This window comes from Pseudoxanthomonas winnipegensis, from assembly GCF_004283755.1.
GTDB classification, from domain to species: domain Bacteria; phylum Pseudomonadota; class Gammaproteobacteria; order Xanthomonadales; family Xanthomonadaceae; genus Pseudoxanthomonas_A; species Pseudoxanthomonas_A winnipegensis.
Genome location: NZ_SHMH01000007.1, coordinates 148,629 through 165,281, shown reverse-complemented (window position 1 = coordinate 165,281; position 16,653 = coordinate 148,629). Strand labels below are relative to the sequence as shown.

At 68.7% G+C, this 16,653-nt stretch carries 18 protein-coding genes; 5 read left to right on the top strand and 13 right to left on the bottom strand.

All coding sequences use genetic code 11. The features are described from left to right. Window position 1: 1 nt before the first annotated feature. Entirely contained in the window at window positions 2-1,186 is a 1,185-nt protein-coding gene (locus EAT51_RS14640; protein WP_130520934.1) for an MFS transporter, read from the top strand. A gap of 100 nt (window positions 1,187-1,286) precedes the next feature. On the opposite strand, the gene EAT51_RS14635 is transcribed toward EAT51_RS14640, so the two are convergent. The 7 genes from EAT51_RS14635 to EAT51_RS14605 form a co-directional block, all read right to left on the bottom strand. Then, window positions 1,287-1,622 (bottom strand): non-heme iron oxygenase ferredoxin subunit, encoded by a 336-nt coding sequence (locus EAT51_RS14635; RefSeq protein WP_130520933.1) that lies wholly within the window; start codon window positions 1,620-1,622, stop codon window positions 1,287-1,289. A gap of 9 nt (window positions 1,623-1,631) precedes the next feature. Beyond that, window positions 1,632-2,159: a GNAT family N-acetyltransferase gene (locus EAT51_RS14630; protein ID WP_130520931.1), complete on the bottom strand. Its 528-nt coding sequence runs from the start codon at window positions 2,157-2,159 to the stop codon at window positions 1,632-1,634. A 234-nt stretch (window positions 2,160-2,393) separates the two neighbouring features. Continuing rightward, a complete protein-coding gene (locus EAT51_RS14625; RefSeq protein ID WP_228257957.1) occupies window positions 2,394-3,584 on the bottom strand; it encodes a cysteine desulfurase in 1,191 nt (396 codons plus the stop codon). An 83-nt stretch (window positions 3,585-3,667) separates the two neighbouring features. Next, window positions 3,668-4,975: a Fe-S cluster assembly protein SufD gene (gene sufD, locus EAT51_RS14620; RefSeq protein WP_130561777.1), complete on the bottom strand. Its 1,308-nt coding sequence runs from the start codon at window positions 4,973-4,975 to the stop codon at window positions 3,668-3,670. Beyond that, window positions 4,972-5,736, bottom strand: a complete 765-nt coding sequence (sufC, locus tag EAT51_RS14615; RefSeq protein ID WP_130520927.1) for a Fe-S cluster assembly ATPase SufC — start codon at window positions 5,734-5,736, stop codon at window positions 4,972-4,974. The genes sufD and sufC overlap by 4 nt, the downstream gene beginning before the upstream one ends. A 117-nt stretch (window positions 5,737-5,853) precedes the next feature. After that, the gene (gene sufB, locus EAT51_RS14610; RefSeq protein ID WP_130520925.1) at window positions 5,854-7,326 is read right to left on the bottom strand and encodes a Fe-S cluster assembly protein SufB; all 1,473 of its coding nucleotides are present in this window, start codon (window positions 7,324-7,326) and stop codon (window positions 5,854-5,856) included. Between the two features lie 16 nt (window positions 7,327-7,342). Beyond that, a complete protein-coding gene (locus tag EAT51_RS14605; protein WP_130521192.1) occupies window positions 7,343-7,804 on the bottom strand; it encodes an SUF system Fe-S cluster assembly regulator in 462 nt (153 codons plus the stop codon). A 634-nt stretch (window positions 7,805-8,438) separates the two neighbouring features. On the opposite strand from EAT51_RS14605, the gene EAT51_RS14600 reads away from it, so the two are divergent. The 4 genes from EAT51_RS14600 (at window position 8,439) to EAT51_RS14585 (ending at window position 12,853) form a co-directional block, all read left to right on the top strand. Then, window positions 8,439-8,906 carry an SET domain-containing protein gene (locus EAT51_RS14600; RefSeq protein ID WP_130520923.1) on the top strand — a complete coding sequence of 156 codons (468 nt, stop codon included), beginning with the start codon at window positions 8,439-8,441 and terminating at the stop codon, window positions 8,904-8,906. Between the two features lie 188 nt (window positions 8,907-9,094). Continuing rightward, on the top strand, window positions 9,095-11,323 hold the full coding sequence (locus EAT51_RS14595; RefSeq protein WP_130520920.1) for a DUF5916 domain-containing protein: 2,229 nt from the start codon (window positions 9,095-9,097) through the stop codon (window positions 11,321-11,323). 96 nt (window positions 11,324-11,419) lie between these two features. After that, window positions 11,420-12,205 (top strand): 3-hydroxybutyrate dehydrogenase, encoded by a 786-nt coding sequence (locus EAT51_RS14590; RefSeq protein WP_130520918.1) that lies wholly within the window; start codon window positions 11,420-11,422, stop codon window positions 12,203-12,205. 108 nt (window positions 12,206-12,313) lie between these two features. Next, complete coding sequence (locus EAT51_RS14585) at window positions 12,314-12,853, top strand: type 1 glutamine amidotransferase domain-containing protein (RefSeq protein WP_130520916.1); 540 nt, start codon at window positions 12,314-12,316, stop codon at window positions 12,851-12,853. A 178-nt stretch (window positions 12,854-13,031) separates the two neighbouring features. On the opposite strand, the gene EAT51_RS14580 is transcribed toward EAT51_RS14585, so the two are convergent. The 6 genes from EAT51_RS14580 to EAT51_RS14555 all read right to left on the bottom strand — a co-directional run bounded on the left by EAT51_RS14580 (window position 13,032) and on the right by EAT51_RS14555 (window position 16,395). Beyond that, the gene (locus EAT51_RS14580) at window positions 13,032-13,652 is read right to left on the bottom strand and encodes a superantigen-like protein SSL4 (protein ID WP_205965176.1); all 621 of its coding nucleotides are present in this window, start codon (window positions 13,650-13,652) and stop codon (window positions 13,032-13,034) included. 4 nt (window positions 13,653-13,656) lie between these two features. Next, window positions 13,657-14,256 carry a DUF1439 domain-containing protein gene (locus EAT51_RS14575; RefSeq protein WP_130520913.1) on the bottom strand — a complete coding sequence of 200 codons (600 nt, stop codon included), beginning with the start codon at window positions 14,254-14,256 and terminating at the stop codon, window positions 13,657-13,659. Window positions 14,257-14,320: 64 nt separating this feature from the next. Then, window positions 14,321-14,845: a hypothetical protein gene (locus tag EAT51_RS20680; protein ID WP_228257950.1), complete on the bottom strand. Its 525-nt coding sequence runs from the start codon at window positions 14,843-14,845 to the stop codon at window positions 14,321-14,323. Between the two features lie 48 nt (window positions 14,846-14,893). Next, a complete protein-coding gene (locus tag EAT51_RS14565) occupies window positions 14,894-15,196 on the bottom strand; it encodes a DUF3861 family protein (RefSeq protein WP_228257949.1) in 303 nt (100 codons plus the stop codon). Between the two features lie 74 nt (window positions 15,197-15,270). Next, window positions 15,271-15,849, bottom strand: coding sequence for a M23 family metallopeptidase (locus EAT51_RS14560; protein ID WP_130520909.1), 579 nt, complete (start codon window positions 15,847-15,849; stop codon window positions 15,271-15,273). 159 nt (window positions 15,850-16,008) lie between these two features. Then, a complete protein-coding gene (locus EAT51_RS14555) occupies window positions 16,009-16,395 on the bottom strand; it encodes an HU family DNA-binding protein (protein ID WP_130520907.1) in 387 nt (128 codons plus the stop codon). Window positions 16,396-16,653: the final 258 nt, after the last annotated feature.

Genomic DNA, 16,653 nt, shown 5'->3' with positions numbered 1-16,653 from the left:
CATGTCTTCCCTGTCCGCGCCGAACGCGGCCGTCCCGGCCGGTCGCGGCGGTCTGTCGATCGTCATCCTCGCGGTGGCCGCCTTCGTCATCGTCACCACCGAGTACCTGATCGTCGGGCTGCTGCCGGCGCTCGCCCGCGACCTGGAGATCTCGATTTCCGCCGCCGGTCAGCTCGTGACGCTGTTCGCCTTCACGGTGATGCTGTTCGGCCCGGTGCTGACCGCGCTGCTCTCGCATGTCGAACGCAAGCGGCTGTTCGTCGTCATCCTGCTGATCTTCGCGGCGTCCAATGCCCTGGCGGCGATCGCGCCCAATGTGTGGGTGCTGGCGGTGGCGCGGTTCATTCCGGCGCTGGCGCTGCCGGTGTTCTGGGGCACGGCCAGCGAGACGGCCGGACAGATCGTCGGGCCGCAACGCGCGGGCCGTGCCGTGTCGCAGGTGTATCTGGGCATCTCCGCCGCGCTGCTGTTCGGGATTCCGCTGGGCACGCTTGCCGCCGATGCGATCGGCTGGCGCGGCACCTTCTGGATCCTGGCCGGGCTGTCGCTGCTGATGGCCTTGGCCCTGACCGTCTTCATGCCGAGGGTGGCCAGGCCCGAACGGCTGCGCCTGGCCGAACAGACCCGCATCCTCAAGGACCCGTTCTTCGTCGCCAACGTCGTGCTGTCGGTCGTCGTGTTCACGGCGATGTTCACCGCCTACACCTATCTGGCCGATCTGCTGGAGCGCATCGCCGGGGTGGCGCCGGCGCACGTGGGCTGGTGGCTGATGGGCTTCGGCGCGATCGGCCTGCTCGGCAACTGGCTGGGCGGGCGCCTGGTCGATCGCAGTCCGCTGGGCGCGACCGCGGCCTTCGCGCTGCTGCTCGGCGTAGGCATGGCGGCCAGCGTGCCGCTGGCGGGCTCCGCTGGGCTGCTGGCAGGCGCGCTCGCGCTGTGGGGCATCGCCTACACCGCGCTATTCCCCATCTGCCAGGTGCGGGTGATGCAGTCCGCGTCGCATGCACAGGCGCTGGCCGGCACCTTGAACGTCTCGGCCGCCAACGCCGGGACCGGGCTGGGCGCGGTCATCGGCGGACTGGTGATCCCGCAATGGGGGCTGGGCAGCATCGGCTATGTCGCCACCGGCATCGCCGTCGTTGCGATCCTCATGGTGGCGGTGGTCGCGCGTCTGCGGGAGCGGTGATCGGCTTCGGTGCAGGCCGGCGAAACGCGGGGCCTGCATCACGGTGCAATGAAAAGGCCGGCGCATGGCCGGCCCGGTACGGTGCGGAACCCTGGAGCGGTCAGTCGCGATCGTCGCGCGACCACACGCCGCCGTGTTCGACCTTGACCGGGAACTTGGGCACCGGCGCATAGGCCGGCCCGCACAGCGGCACGCCTTCGCGGATATCGAAGCGCGCGCCGTGCAGCACGCACTCGATGCTGCCGGTCTCGGCGTCGAAGGTGCCCGCCGCCGAAAGCTCGAATTCGGCATGGCTGCAGCGGTCCTCCAGCGCGTAGAGGTCGCCGTCCAGGTTGAACACCACGATCGGCGTGCCGGTGACCTCGTCGAAGCCGCTGCGCATCTCGCCCGGCAGCAGCTCCTCGGTGGCGCAGACGAAGGTCCAGGTCTCGCTCACGGCCGGCTCCTAGACAAGGGACTTCTCCAGCACCTCGAAGCGCAGGTCGTCGCGCAGCGGCGTGCCGAAGCGCGCATCGCCGTACGGGAAGGGCTTGAAGGTGCCGGTGCGCACGTAGCCGCGGCGCTCGTAGAAGGCGATCAGGCTCTGGCGCACATCGATCACGCTCATGCGCATCACCTCCACGCCCAGTTCCTCGCGGGCGATACGTTCGGCCTCGACCATCACGTCCTTGCCGATGCCGGCGCCCTGCAGGGTGGGGCGCACCGAGAACATGCCGAAATAGCCGGCACCGCCCTCGCGGGCCACGTGCGCGCAGGCGACCAGCTCGTCGTCGTGATAGGCCAGCAGCACGCGGCTGTCGGCGCGGCTGAGGTCGTGGGCCAGCACGTCCCGGTCGATGCGCTGGCCGTCGAGCAGGTCGGCTTCGGTGGTCCAGCCGGCGCGGCTGGCCTGCCCGCGATAGGCCGAGGTCACCAGTGCGGTGATCGCCTCGATGTCGTCCAGGGTGGCGTTGCGGAAGGTCAGTGTGGTCATCGGCCCATTGTAAAAGGCCGGCGGCTTCGTGGGAGCCGCCATGGCGGCGATGAGGCTTTACCGGTAGAGCCACTCGCCGCCATGGCGGCTCCCACCTGTAGAGCGGAGCTCGCTCCGCTGGGGCCTTCCCCACGCACCGAACGAAGCGCAGCGGAGTCAGCAAAAGGGGAGTGCCACAAGCTCCGCTCTACAGGCAGGCCGCTGCGAGATTCGAGGAGACAGTTGCTCCCACAGTCACCCCAGCAGCGTGCGGGCCTTCTTCAGCGCGGCCACGAAGGCTTCGATCTCCTCGTGGGTGTTGTAGAAGGCCAGCGAGGCGCGCAGCGTGGCCGCGACGCCAAAGTACTGCAGCAGCGGATGGGCGCAGTGCTGGCCCGAGCGCACGGCGACGCCTTCCAGGTCGAGCAGCGTGGCCAGGTCGTGCGCGTGGGCGCCGTCGATCAGGAACGACACCACCGCGGCCTTGTCCGGCGCGGTGCCGAAGATGCGCAGCCCTTCGATGCGCTGCAGCTCCTCGGTCAGATGCGCCAGCAGCTGCGCCTCGCGCGCGCGGATCGCGGCCATGCCGACGCCGTCGAGATAGTCCAGCGCCGCGCCCAGGCCGACGAAGCCGGCGATGTTGGGCGTGCCGGCCTCGAACTTGTGCGGCACCTCGTTGAAGGTGGTCTTCTCGAAGCTGACCTCCTTGATCATCTCGCCGCCGCCGATGAAGGGCGGCATGGCCTCCAGCAGCTCCCGGCGCGCCCACAGCGCGCCGGTGCCGGTGGGGCCGCAGATCTTGTGGCCGGTGACCGCGTAGAAGTCGCAGCCGATCGAGGCCACATCCAGCGGCATGTGCGGCGCGGCCTGCGAGCCGTCCACCACCGTGACGATCCCGACCTTGCGCGCGGCCTTGCAGATCTCGCGCACCGGGTTGACCGTGCCCAGCACGTTGGACACGTGGGCCACCGCCAGCAGCTTCACCTGCGGGGTCATGGCCTTGTACAGCGCGTCCAGGTCCAGCTGTCCATCGGGCAGGATCTCGGCCACCTGGATCGTCGCGCCGGTGCGCTGGGCGATCAGCTGCCACGGCACGATGTTGGCGTGGTGCTCCATGCGCGAGACCAGGATCACATCGCCGGCCTTGAGCGTGGGCAGCGCCCAGGAATACGCCACCAGGTTGAGCGCGAAGGTGGTGCCGCTGCACAGGATCAACTCGTCGCCGCGCACGCCCAGGAAGCGCGCCAGCGTCTTACGCGCGCCCTCGTAGGCGTCGGTCGCCTCGGTGCCCAGCGCGTGCACGGCGCGGCTGACGTTGGCGTTCTGGCGGCGGTAGAAGCCGTCCACCGCGGCGATCACTTCCACCGGCTTCTGCGCGGTGTTGGCGTTGTCGAAGTAGATCAGCGGCTTGTCGTTGACCGCCCGCGTCAGCAGCGGGAAGTCCATGCGGATGCGGTCCCAGTCCACGCCCTGGGCCTGGCCGGACGCGTCCGGACGCACGCCGGCGCTGCCGCTGTTCTCGTGCATGCTCATGCGGCGCCCGCCTGGCGCAGCGCCAGGTCGAGGATGGCGGTCAGCTGGCCGATCAGCGCGTCGTCCTCGAGCACGGCCAGCGGCTCGCGGCAGAAGGCGGCGGTCAGCAGTCGCTGCGCGTCGGCCTGCGGCAGGCCGCGCGAGCGCAGGTAGAACAGCGCATTGGCGTCGAGCCGGCCGACGGTGGCGCCGTGCGCGGCCTGCACTTCGTCGGCATGGATTTCCAGCACCGGCTGGGTGTCGATCTCGGCGGTGTCGGACAGCAGCAGATTCTTGTTGGACAGGCGCGCGTCGGTGCCGTCGGCGCCCTCGCGGATCAGGATGCCGCCATGGAACACGGCCCGGCCGCGGCCGGCGCCCAGCCCGCGCCAGGTCAGGCCGCAGCTGGTGTCGCGCGCGATATGGTCGATGCCCAGTCGCGTATCGACGTGCCGGCGCCCGCCGGCGAGCAGCACGCCGTTGGCGTCCAGGCCCGCGTTCTCGCCTTCCAGGCGCACGTTGAGCTCGTGCCGCGACAGCGCGGCGCCCAGCTCCAGGTCCACGCGCGTGTAGCGCGCATCGCGCGCCAGCACCGCGTCGGTGCGCAGCAGGCTGGTGGCCTTGTCCGATTCGTGCTGGGCACGGGCGTGGACCAGCTGTGCGCCCTGCGCCAGATGGACATGGGTCAGCGCATTGGCCAGGTGCGCGTGCTCGCCGGCGCCGAGGTGGTGTTCGACCACGCGCAGGCGCGCGCCGGCGCGCAGTTCGATCAGGTTGCGCAGATGCCAGGCGCGGTCGACATGCGCATCCCGCGCAGGCGCCCCCACGTCCAGGTTCGGGCTGTCCAATTCCGCCGCGCCGATGAAGACCAGCTGCAGCGCCGTGTCCGCCTGCACGCCGGCCTCGACGCGCAGCAGCACGCCTTCGCTGGCCAGCGCGGCGTTGAGCCGGGCGAAGACCTCGTCGTTGCGTTCGAAGCGGCGCGCCAGGAAGCGCGCGGCGTCGCTGCCCTCGGCCAGGGCCTCGGACAGGCGCTGCACGCTGACGCCTTCGTCCAGGCCCGCCAGGTCGGACAGCGCCTGGGCGTGGCGACCGTTGACGAACACCAGGCGCGGGGCGGGGATATGCGCCAGCAGCGCGGCATCGACCCGCGGCGCGGCGTCCACCGGCACGAAGCGGCGGCGCTCCAGCGCCCGCAGCGAGGTGTACTTCCAGGCCTCGTCGCGCTGGCTCGGCAGGCCGGCGGCCAGGGCGTCGTCCAGCACCGCGCGGCGCGTGGCATCGCCCTCGAAGGCGGACGCCAGAGAGTCCAGCAGCGTGCTCATGCCGCGGCTTCCGGCGCCACGCGGTCCTTAAGCCATGCATAGCCGTGGGCTTCCAGCTCCAGCGCCAGCTCCGGCCCGCCGGTCTGCACGATCCTGCCGTCGGCCAGCACATGCACCACATCCGGCTTGATGTAGTCCAGCAGGCGCTGGTAGTGGGTGATGACCAGGAACGAGCGCCCGGCGCTGCGCAGCGCGTTGACGCCCTCGGCCACGGCCTTGAGCGCGTCGATGTCCAGGCCCGAGTCGGTCTCGTCCAGGATCGCCAGCTTCGGCTCCAGCACGGCCAGCTGGAAGATCTCGTTGCGCTTCTTCTCACCGCCGGAGAAGCCCTCGTTGACACCGCGATGCAGCAGCTCGTCCTTCAGGTGCAGCACGGCCAGCTTCTCGCGCACCAGCTTGAGGAACTGCATCGAGTCCAGCTCGGATTCGCCGCGCGCCTTGCGCTGGGCGTTGAGCGCGGCGCGCAGGAAGTAGGTGTTGTTCACGCCCGGGATCTCGACCGGGTACTGGAAGGCCAGGAACACGCCGGCCGCGGCACGCTCTTCCGGTTCCAGCGCCAGCAGGTCGGCGCCTTCGAACTGCACGCTGCCTTCGGTGACCTCATAGCCCTCGCGGCCGGCCAGGATGTTGCCCAGCGTGGACTTGCCCGCGCCATTGGGGCCCATGATGGCGTGCACCTGGCCCGGCTTCACCTCCAGCGAGAGGCCTTTGAGGATGTCCTTGCCGGCAACGGCGGCGTGGAGGTTGTCGATCTTGAGCATGGGGATTGGGGATTCGGGATTGGGGATTCGTAAAAGCGGAAGGCAGGCGGGATGCGGGGGAGCGGGAGGCGATCGCCGATCCCGAATCTCCAATCCCGAATCCCGGCTCGACGGGCGTCAGCCCACCGAGCCTTCCAGCGACACTTCCAGCAGCTTCTTGGCTTCCACGGCGAATTCCATGGGCAGCTCGCGGAAGACCTGCTTGCAGAAGCCGTCGACGATCATCGACACGGCGTCTTCCTCACTGATGCCGCGGGCGCGGCAGTAGAACAGCTGGTCGTCGCTGATCTTGGAGGTGGTGGCCTCGTGCTCGACGGTGGCGCCGGGGTTCTTCACCTCGATATAGGGGAAGGTGTGGGCGCCGCACTGCTTGCCGATCAGCAGGCTGTCGCACTGGGTGTAGTTGCGCGCGCCCTCGGCCGAGCGGTCCACGCGCACCAGGCCGCGGTAGGTGTTCTGGCCGCGGCCGGCGCTGATGCCCTTGGAGACGATCTTGGACTTGGTGTTGCGGCCCACGTGGATCATCTTGGTGCCGGTGTCGGCCTGCTGGCGATGGTGGGTCAGCGCGACCGAGTGGAACTCGCCCACCGAGTCGTCGCCCAGCAGCACGCAGGAGGGGTACTTCCAGGTGATGGCCGAACCGGTCTCCACCTGGGTCCAGGTCACCTTGCTGCGCGCGCCCCGGCACTCGGCGCGCTTGGTCACGAAGTTGTAGATGCCGCCGCGACCCTGTTCGTCGCCCGGGTACCAGTTCTGCACGGTCGAATACTTGATCTCGGCATCTTCCAGCGCGACCAGCTCGACCACCGCGGCGTGCAGCTGGTTCTCATCGCGCATCGGCGCGGTGCAGCCTTCCAGATAGGAGACGTAGGCCTTGTCCTCGCACACGATCAGGGTGCGCTCGAACTGGCCGGTGTGGCCGGCATTGATGCGGAAATAGGTGCTCAGCTCCATCGGGCAGCGCACGCCCTTGGGGATGAACACGAAGCTGCCATCGGAGAACACCGCCGAGTTCAGCGCGGCGAAGTAGTTGTCGCCGACCGGCACGACCGAGCCCAGGTACTGCCTGACCAGCTCCGGATGCTCCTTGATGGCCTCGGACATCGAACAGAAGATGATGCCCTTCTCGGCCAGCTCCTTGCGGAAGGTGGTGCCGACCGAGACCGAGTCGAACACCGCATCCACCGCCACGCCGGCCAGCTTGGCGCGCTCATGCAGCGGCACGCCCAGCTTGTCGTAGGTGTCCAGCAGCTCCTGGGGCACCTCGTCCAGCGACTTGTACTTGGGGCCCTTGGGCGCGGAGTAATAACTCAGCGCCTGGAAGTCGATCGGCGCGATCTTCAGCTTGGCCCAGTGCGGCACCGGCATGGTCAGCCAGTGGCGATAGGCGGCCAGCCGCCAGTCGGTCATCCACTGCGGCTCGTCCTTCTTGGCCGACAGCGCGCGGACGATGTCCTCGCTCAGGCCGGGCGGCAGGGAGTCGGACTCGATCTCGGTGATGAAGCCGGCCTCGTAGCGGCGGCCGAGCTGTTCGACGATCTCGGCGTTGCGGACGGGGGCGGCGGGAACCTGGTTTGCTTCGGTGGCCATGGGGGCTGCCTACAGTTCAGTTGTCCACGCGCACGGCGATGGGGCGGCGGCGCGTATCGGGAGTGGGGGAGGGGGCGGCCGGCTGCAGCATCTGCGCCAGCGTCATGCCGCGCAGCGCGTCGGCCACCACATCGTTGATCAGCCGCCAGTTGGCGCGCACGCCGCAGCGCTGGGCGATGCCGCACTGGCTGTCGTGCTGGCTGCATTCGGTGATCGCCAGCGGCCCTTCCATGGCCTCGATGATCTGCACCAGGCTGATGTCGCCGGCCGCATGGGCCAGCCGGTAGCCGCCGTGCACGCCGCGCAGGCCTTCGACCAGCCCGGCCTGGGCCAGCGGCTTGAGTACCTTGCTGACGGTGGTGGCTTCCAGGCCCGAGGCCTCGGCCAGTTCCGTGGCGCTGAGCACTTCGCCGCTGCGGTTGGCCAGGACGGTCAACAGGACGGTGGCGTAATCGGTGAGCTTGGTGACGCGCAGCATGGTGGCGGGGGCGCCCACGCAGGGGCGACGGATGAAATTGGACCGAAATTGTACGCTTTCCCGGTGCGCGACTCAAACCCCTTGGGGCGCGTGGGCCAATGGGCTCGTACAGCTCGGCTGCACCACGGTGAGCAAGGGAGGCTGGGACCGCGGCACCGTCGACCCCTGCAAACCGGAGCCCTGTGACCTGACGCGCGCGGCAGCGGGCCGGCGGGCAGTGGCCGCGACGAGCGAGGCAGGAAGCCGAGCGCCCGAATCAGGGCAGGATGCCCTGATTGAGGGAAAAGCGGCCGCTGCCCGCCGGACCGCTGCCCTTCCGAAGCAGGCGCACTCGCCCCACCGCAGCAGGTGTACTTACATGCAGCAATCTGGAATCGGAAGAAGAGCCAAAGCAACAGCTGCCAATTAGCGTGACGCGCGGACCTCCGTGTCCTGCGCTGTCCGCGAGAAAGTCGCTGGGTTCCCGCGTTCGCTGGAACGACGAGCTTGGGCTCGGCGACGACGCTTGTAAGGGCCTCGCACCGACGGGTGAAGGCCATCCCGATCAGCGCTGCTGCGCAGACGCTCGACATGCAGTGGCACGAACTGCGGCGCGAGGCGACAATGCGGGACGACCCTCTTCATGGATGCCTCGATGCCGCGCAAGATCGCCACCCGCAAGTCCGCCATCCATGGCAACGGCATGTTCGCCGTGGCCCCGATCAAGAAAGGGGAGCGGCTGATCGAGTACCGCGGCGAGCTGCGCACGCACGCGCAGGTGGATGCCGACGAAGGCGGCGATGTCGAGAGCGGCCATACCTTCCTGTTCACGCTCAATGATGAATACGTCATCGACGGCGCCCGCGGCGGCAACAGCGCCCGCTGGATCAACCACAGCTGCAATCCCAACTGCGAGGCCCTGATCGAAGAGGCCGAGGGCGACGACCGCACCAAGGACAAGGTATTCATCGAGGCCATCCGCGCCATCAAGCCCGGCGAAGAGCTGACCTACAACTACGGCATCACCCTGGCCGAGCGGCACACGCCGCGGCTGAAGAAGATCTGGGCCTGCCGCTGCGGCTCGAAGAACTGCACCGGGACCATGCTCCAGCCCAAGCGCTGAAGCAGTCCGCGCGCGGGCCGCAAGCGGCCCGCGCGCGAAGCGGCGCATGCAACGCGCCATGGCCGTGGATGCACGCGGCGGACAAAAGGTTGCAATGACCAATGCCAGTCGGCACGCGCTGACAAGCTTCCCAACATACGCACCCGAAGGCGGCCATCGGCCCCTCAGGCTCAGAAGGAAGCAGGACCATGCGTGGCTCGGTATTGGCGACAAGCGTGTCGATGGCGTTGGCGGTGCCCGCCGGCGCGGTGCAGATCGATGGCCGGATCGATCCGGCGGAATGGGCCGGCGCCCAGCACATCACCGACTTCCGCCAGGTGCAGCCGCTGACCGGCGCACCCGGCAGCCAGCCCACCGAGGCCTGGATCCTGGCCACTCCCGAGGGCCTGGCGGTGGCGGTGCGTGCGGTGCAGCCGCCCGGCGTGCCGCGCACCCTGCAGAAGGTGCGGCGCGACTTCAAGGACCAGGTCGATCGGGTCAACCTGATGGTGGACTTCGACGGCGACGGGCGCACCGGCTACAACTTCGTGGTGTCCTCCACCGACGGCATCAACGACGCGGTGGTCACCAACGAGAACCACTTCAACACCGACTGGGATGGCCACTGGCAGCACGCGGTCAGCGCGGACGAGCAGAGCTGGTCGGTGGAGATGCTGATCCCCTGGTACATCGCGCCGATGCACAAGGCCAGCGGCGGCAAGCGGCGGATGAAGCTCTACCTGGACCGCGTGATCGGCGCAACCGGCGAGCGCGCTGCCTGGCCGGTGGCCAGCTTCGAGCGGCCGCGCTTCCTGTCCGACTTCGCGGTCGTGGAGGTCACCGACTACCAGCAGTCGCTGCTGGCCGTGACGCCGTACATCTCGGGCCTGTACGACAACGTGCACGGCGGCACCGATGTACAGGGCGGGGTGGACGTGTTCTGGAAGCCCAGCGGCCAGTTCCAGATGACCGCCACCCTCAACCCGGACTTCGGCCAGGTCGAAAGCGACGACCTGGTGGTCAACTTCGACGCCACCGAGACCTATGTCAGCGACAAGCGCCCGTTCTTCACCGAGAACCAGGGGCTGTTCGAGTTCACCACACCGTCCGACTTCAGCCAGCTGCTGTATACCCGGCGCATCGGCGGGCCTTCCGACGACGGGCGCGGCGCGGCCGACATCAACGCCGCGGTCAAGGTCAACGGCAGCCTGGGCGCGACCAAGTACGGCGTGTTCGTGGCGGAGGAGGACGGCGAGGCCGGGCGCAGCTTCCGCGCGCTGCGGCTGGTGCGCGACTTCAGCACGCAGAACCTGGGCCTGATGCTGACCCAGGTCGAGCGCCCATGGCTGGATCGCGAGGCGACCGTGCTGGGCGTGGACCACAACTGGCGCCCCAACGCGCGCTGGAACGTGCGCACGCGCCTGCTCGGCAGCCAGATCAGACAGGCCGGCCAGACCACGCGCGATGGCGGCGGCACGCTGTGGGCCGACTACGAGATGGACCACGGCTGGCGCCAGCAGTGGATCGCCATGCACTTCGGCAGCGATCTGCAGCTCAATGACGCCGGCTACCTGTCGCAGAACAGCCTCAACTACGGCCATTGGGAAGTACGCAAGCGCTTCCCCGAACAGCCGGCGCAGTCGCGCTATGCCTCCAAGGACTGGCGCTGGCGCATCAGCCAGGTCAACAACGACCACGGCGAGATGCTCGACCGGCAGCTGCGGATCAGCCGCCAGGGCGAGCTGCGCGACGGCAGCGAGGAGTTCATCCAGGTCAACTTCAACGATGCGGGCGTGGACGACCTGCTCACGCGCGGCCATGGTTCGGTGCAGCAGCCCTTCAACACCCAGCTGGTCTACGAATACAGCCGCCCGCGCAAGGGACGCTGGGCGCACGAGGTGGAGCTGTGGGCGCGGCGCGGCAGCATCACCGACGCAGGCGCGCTCAACTACAGCGCGGACTATACGGCGACCTATTTCGTCAACGACGACTTCAGCCTCTACCTGGGCGGCTATGCGGATCATTCGCCGGCCTGGTCGATCTGGCAGCGCGACAACCTGGTCGGCCTGTACAACGGCCGCGAATGGCATCTCAACGCCGGCCTGACCTGGAACCTGGCCAACCGCCAGGAGCTGCGCGTGAAGCTGCAGGCGCTGGCCATCGAGGCGCAGGCCAAGGGCGCTTACCGCGTGCTGGCCAACACCCAGCCGCTGCGCACCGACGAGGCCGTGCCGGACTTCAGCGTGCGCAACCTGGGTTTCCAGGTGCGCTACCGCTACGAGGTCGCCCCGATGTCGGACTTGTACGTCGTCTACGCGCGCGGCGGCTACCAGGAGACCGACCGCAGCGATCCGGTCGGCCGCCTGCTGGGCGATGCCCTGCGCCTGCGCGAGGACGAGCAGCTGCTGGTCAAGTTCAGCTACCGCTTCACGCTGTAGCCATGAGGCAGGCCCGGCGGAATTGCCCTTTCGACCAACGCTGAAGGGCCCGCGCATGCGGCACACTGGCGGCCCCGTTTCCTGCGAGGTTGCCCCGTGACCCAGTCCCTCCAAGGCCAGGTGGCCGTCATCACCGGCGCGGCCAGCGGCATCGGCAAGGCCCTGGCGCAGACCCTGGCTCGGGCCGGGGCGCGCGTGGCCATCGCCGATCTCAACCAGGCAGGTGCGCAGGCCACCGCCGCGCAGATCCAGGCCGAGGGCGGCCAGGCGCTGGGCGTGGCGATGGACGTCACCGACGAAGCGGCGGTCGATGCCGGCATCGGCCGGGTCGTGCAGGAACTGGGTCCCGTGGACATCCTGATCGCCAATGCCGGTGTGCAGATCGTGCATCCGATCCAGGACTTTCCCTTCGCCGACTGGAAGAAGCTGCTGGCCATCCATCTGGACGGCGCCTTCCTCACCACCAAGGCCGTGCTGCCGGGCATGTATGCGCGCAAGCGCGGCACGGTGATCTACGTGGGCTCGGCCCATTCGCATGAGGCCTCGCCGCTGAAGTCGGCCTATGTGACCGCCAAGCATGGCCTGCTCGGCCTGTCGCGCACGCTGGCCAAGGAGGGCGGGCCGCATGGGGTGCGCAGCCATGTGATCTGCCCGGGCTTCGTGCGCACGCCGCTGGTGGAGAAGCAGATCCCGGAGCAGGCCGCCAGCCTCGGCATCAGCGAGGAAGAAGTGATCAAGCGCGTGATGCTGGGCAATACGGTCGATGCCACCTTCACCACGGTCGAGGACGTGGCCGCGATGGTGAAGTTCCTGTGCGAATACCCGAGCAACGCGTTGACCGGGCAGAGCTTCCTGGTCAGCCATGGCTGGCATATGAGCTGAATGCGGCGCGTGTTCGCGTCGCGTCGAGACATCGCCACCAGGAAACGACAGGCCTCGAATGGCGCGGCGCAGAAGATGGGTTTCCTTTCTTCGACGGAGCCTTCGCTCATGACCACGCTCACCGGCAAGACCATCGCCGTGCTCGCCACCGATGGATTCGAACAGTCCGAACTCACCGAGCCCAAGCGTCGCCTGGAGGAAATGGGCGCCAAGGTCGAGGTGATCTCGCTCAAGGGCAAGGACAGCATCCGCGGCTGGGACCAGAAGGACTGGGGCGACTCGGTCAAGGTCGACAAGCAGCTCGACCAGGCCAAGCCGTCCGATTACGACGCGCTGGTGCTGCCGGGTGGTGTGATCAACCCGGACACGCTGCGCCGCGAGTCGTCCGCGCTGGACTTCATCAAGGCCGTGGCCGCCGACGACAAGCCGGTGGCGGCAATCTGCCATGGCCCCTGGCTGCTGGCGGAGACCGGGTTGGCCAAGGGTCGCAAGCTGACTTCGTGGAGTTCGCTCAAGACCGACCTGTCCAATGCGGGCAGCACCTGGGAAGACCGCGAGGTCGTGGTCGACGGCAACATCATCACCAGCCGCAATCCCGACGATATCCCGGCCTTCAGCAAGGCGATCGCGGAAGCGCTGGCGAACTGATAGCTCGAAATCGAGAAGAAAACGGGGCGCGGCCTTCGGGTCGCGCGCCCGTCTGTAGAGCGGAGCTCGCTCCGCTGAGGCTTTCCTAGGATCCGGCCGAAATGCAGCGGAGCAAGCTCCGCTCTACAACGAGGTCGCGACGTGATTAAAGAAGAGAGCTACTCGCACGATGATGCGATCAGCGTCGATCTTCCCCTGCCGAAGGCTCGTAGCCTTCCAGATCCGCCGAATCCAGATGCCAGGCCCGGTCCTTCGCCGGCGCGCCGTCCGCCATCACGGCACGCAAGGTGAAGCTGCCCCTGTAATGACGCGTACTGCCATCGGCCTGCAATGCGGCCAGGTCGACCGGCACCTGGATATAGCGCGAACCAGCCGCGCCCTCCGCATCGAAGGCCTGGCCGACACGCGCCTCGACCTGGCGAGTCTTGGCATAGCCCTTGGCGAAGACATCGAACGGCTGTCGGCTAGCGGCACCGTCCCGGCTCCAGAGCGCATAGGCGGCCGCGTAGTCGCCTGCATTGATCGCCGCGTAGTACCGACGCACGGTGTCTTGCGCGCTTTCTGCGGTCGGTTCTGCAGGGATAGCGGCGTCTGCGGCCTGCATTGGCGGCGGTTCGGCCAGCGCGTCTTCGGTTTGCGAATCGCTCGGCGCCGACGCCGGCGGCGTGGCGGGTGTCGGCGCGCTGGTGGCGGGAGGGGCGTCGCCAGAACGCGCCTGCCGATCCTTGCCCGGATCGCAGGCGGCCAGCGTCGTGATTCCGGCCGCGAGCAGGCCGAGCATCAGCGTGCGGATGCGCATCGGGTCAGGGCGCATCGCTCAGATCCGGCATGCCCACGGGCTGGTCGAACTGGACCACGATGCGGCCATCGCGCACGCGCGCGGACTGCACACGCACGTCGCCCAGACTGGCCAGCAGTTTGGGATCCAGGCGGTAGAGCGGTTCGCTGCGCGCGTAGTCCTGCAGGAACAGGCTGACCAGCTGGCGATCGCGTTCGTGCAGTTCGCCGCCGTTGGTGGCCGCGACGCGATCCACGGTGGGCGCGTCCAGGTACAGCGTCATCGCCTGCGGGTCGTAGCGCAGCCCACTGCTCAGCCAGACCCGGCCCAGCGGATTGCCACTGGCGCTGGCGTCGAACTGCATCTGGACCCGGTCGCTGCCCGGCGGAATGCGCAGCTGCGGATTGCTGGCGGTCATCGCGACCAGCCCGCCCAGCGCCTGGAAATCGCGCGGGAACTCATGCTCGAGAAAGCCCTGCACCTGTGTCGCGCTGACGGACAGCTCGTTGGAAGGCGCTTGGCTGGAGGACTGCGCCTGGGCCCACGACGCGGCCGTGATCGGTGCGATCACCAGGGCCGTGGCAACGAGGGCGGCGCGCATGCGGTGGGCGAGGAGAGCCTGCATGGAAACGTCCGAGAGAGGCGGCTGGAGGCCAGGCACACCTTAAGCACACCGGGTGAACCGGGCCTCAATCGAGCTGTGGGCGGATCGAGGCGCTGGACAGCGTCCAGCCGTCGTTGCCGATCTTGCGACGCAGGCGGTACCAGCCATCCCAGTGCTGCACACGGCCCTGCGCATCGGCGACCTGCAGATGCACGGGGATTTCCAGACTGCGCGAGGGGTACTGGTCCGGGTCCAGCGGCCTGGGCGCGTCGCTGTTGATGCGCATGGTGCGCGGGCCGAGCGCGCGCAGCGCGGCATCGTCGGGCACCGGCGCGGGCTTGCCGCCGGTCCATTGCGCATCGGCCTGGTCCAGCCGGCCCGAGGCGATGTCGGCCAGGTAGGCGTGGAGCACGCCGGCGGCTTCGAGCAGGTGGGCCTGCTGCTGCGCGTCCAGCGCCTGGCGCTTGGCCAGCGCGGCCTGATCGTCGGCGCGCGCGCCGGCCTGCGGCAGCGCGGCGGTCGTGGCCAGCTCGGCCTGCGGTTCGGGCTTGCGGCTGCAGGAACAGTTGCCCAGCAGCAGACACAGCAGCAAGGGCAGCAGCAGGCGCATGGCGGGGTCGGGCAGTGGCGGTGGCGCGCAGTGTACGCGCGGCCTGCGCTAGCGGTTGGGGTCGATCCCGGCGATGAAGCGGTCCAGCGCAGGCTCCAGCGGCGCGAACGGGTCCTCCTGCGCATCGCGGTGGCGATGGGCCAGATCGCGCAGCACGCGGCTGGCCACCAGGGTGGCGGCGCGCTCGTCCGCGCTGAGCTGACGGTGACGCTGCGACTGGTGCATCAGCCGCAGCCAGTCCTGGCTGGCGCGATGTTCGAATTCGATGCTGCAGCGGTCGCGGCACGGGTAGCCGTCGTCTTCGACTGGCGTGATGGTGATGCGATAGCGGTGCGGGCGAGGGTCCTGCATGGCGGTCACGAGGCGAAGTGCGAGTGGCCAAGGTAGGTATCCGCGCGCCGTCGCGCGAGCCGGTGGGGCGCGACTCAGTGTTCCGGCGGGCGCCAGGCGCGCAATGCCGGCAGCGGATCGCGCGCGCCCTCGGCGCCGTAGATGCCGTAGTGCAGGTGCGGCGGCGTGCCGCGCGCGTTGCCGGTGGTGCCGACGAAACCGAGCAGGTCGCCGGGCAGGACGCTGCGTCCTTCACGCAATCCGGGCGCCCAGTCGTCCAGGTGCGCGTAGTAGTAGCGCTCGCGTCCTGGTCCGAGCACCCACACCTGGCGCCCGCCCAGGCCGCCATCGCGAATCGAGACGATCACGCCCGGTGTGGCGCTGCGCACCGGCGTGCCGCGCGCGGCGAAGATGTCCACGCCGGCATGGGTGCGGTCGCGCCCGCGCGGCGCGCCGAAGGTGGCGGCGATGCGCGTGGCGCGCACGCCTTCGACCGGGATCGGCAGCGCCTGCGCCGGCGGCATGCGCGTCACGCGCCACAGCATGCGCGGGGTCTGCATGAAGGGCTGGTTCCAGGCCCAGCCCGCGGCCCAGGCCAGCAGGGCCAGCGCGATCAGCCAGAGCAGGGCGCGGCGCAGGCGGCGAGCGGGCGTGGTGGCGGACGGTGCGTGCATGTGCCTTGAGCGTGGCGTGCCGCCGATGAGCCTGCGGTCAAGGCGCGCGATGCGAGACGATCGTTCGGGCTGCGCCTTGTCCGCGATGCGGGAAGCCCAGAAACGACTCGGGACGGCCAAGGCCGTCCCGAGCAGTGAAACCGGTGGCGCCTTCAGGAATCAGGCGGCCGCCGAATCCTTCAGCGTCTTCATGAAGGTGGCCTTGAGCTTGGTCGAAGCCGGCTTGGCGGCGAACCACTGCTCTTCCTTGGTGAAGGGGTTGATGCCCTTGCGCTTCGGCTTGGCCGGCACGCTGACGGTCTTGATCTTCAGCAGGCCCGGCAGGGTGAACGTGCCCGCGCCCTTCTTGCTTACCGAGCCCTGGATGGCCGACTGCAGCGCAGCCATGACAGCGCGCACGTCCTTCGGAGCCACGCCACTGGATTCGGCGATGTGGGCGACCAGACCGGACTTGGTCAGGGCCTCCTTGATCGGCTTGGGAGCAGCCGGTTTGGCGGCGGTCTTGGCGGCCTTCTTCGGCGCTACCTTCTTGGTGGTCTTTGCCATATGTGTCCTGTGTACCGTGTTGGTGGATGTACTGGCCGAACGGTCGGCCTGCGGAATGTAGGGCAAGGCGCGGGCCCAGCCAAGAGGAATTCGGCTTTTTTCGCGGTTTTTTCGTGTTTTCTCGACCAAAGGCGCGTGGGCGAGCTTCCGGTGACGCTTTTGAAGGTGTCGAGCCCCAGTGTAGGAGCCGCCATGGCGGCGATGTGGCCTTGCCGATAAAGCCCATCGCCGCCATGGCGGCTCCCACAAAAGAAGCGG

What these genes read in the sequence shown, in the direction of transcription:
- EAT51_RS14555 (WP_130520907.1), bottom strand. Translation starts at nt 16,395, where the DNA reads ATGGCAAAGACCACCAAGAAGGTAGCGCCGAAGAAGGCCGCCAAGACC.
- EAT51_RS14600 (WP_130520923.1), top strand. Translation starts at nt 8,439, where the DNA reads ATGCCGCGCAAGATCGCCACCCGCAAGTCCGCCATCCATGGCAACGGC.
- EAT51_RS14560 (WP_130520909.1), bottom strand. Translation starts at nt 15,849, where the DNA reads ATGCACGCACCGTCCGCCACCACGCCCGCTCGCCGCCTGCGCCGCGCC.
- EAT51_RS14640 (WP_130520934.1), top strand. Translation starts at nt 2, where the DNA reads ATGTCTTCCCTGTCCGCGCCGAACGCGGCCGTCCCGGCCGGTCGCGGC.
- EAT51_RS14580 (WP_205965176.1), bottom strand. Translation starts at nt 13,652, where the DNA reads ATGCGCATCCGCACGCTGATGCTCGGCCTGCTCGCGGCCGGAATCACG.
- EAT51_RS14575 (WP_130520913.1), bottom strand. Translation starts at nt 14,256, where the DNA reads ATGCAGGCTCTCCTCGCCCACCGCATGCGCGCCGCCCTCGTTGCCACG.
- sufD (WP_130561777.1), bottom strand. Translation starts at nt 4,975, where the DNA reads ATGAGCACGCTGCTGGACTCTCTGGCGTCCGCCTTCGAGGGCGATGCC.
- EAT51_RS14595 (WP_130520920.1), top strand. Translation starts at nt 9,095, where the DNA reads ATGCGTGGCTCGGTATTGGCGACAAGCGTGTCGATGGCGTTGGCGGTG.
- sufC (WP_130520927.1), bottom strand. Translation starts at nt 5,736, where the DNA reads ATGCTCAAGATCGACAACCTCCACGCCGCCGTTGCCGGCAAGGACATC.
- EAT51_RS14630 (WP_130520931.1), bottom strand. Translation starts at nt 2,159, where the DNA reads ATGACCACACTGACCTTCCGCAACGCCACCCTGGACGACATCGAGGCG.
- EAT51_RS14585 (WP_130520916.1), top strand. Translation starts at nt 12,314, where the DNA reads ATGACCACGCTCACCGGCAAGACCATCGCCGTGCTCGCCACCGATGGA.
- EAT51_RS14605 (WP_130521192.1), bottom strand. Translation starts at nt 7,804, where the DNA reads ATGCTGCGCGTCACCAAGCTCACCGATTACGCCACCGTCCTGTTGACC.
- EAT51_RS14625 (WP_228257957.1), bottom strand. Translation starts at nt 3,584, where the DNA reads ATGGACTTCCCGCTGCTGACGCGGGCGGTCAACGACAAGCCGCTGATC.
- EAT51_RS20680 (WP_228257950.1), bottom strand. Translation starts at nt 14,845, where the DNA reads ATGCGCCTGCTGCTGCCCTTGCTGCTGTGTCTGCTGCTGGGCAACTGT.
- sufB (WP_130520925.1), bottom strand. Translation starts at nt 7,326, where the DNA reads ATGGCCACCGAAGCAAACCAGGTTCCCGCCGCCCCCGTCCGCAACGCC.
- EAT51_RS14565 (WP_228257949.1), bottom strand. Translation starts at nt 15,196, where the DNA reads ATGCAGGACCCTCGCCCGCACCGCTATCGCATCACCATCACGCCAGTC.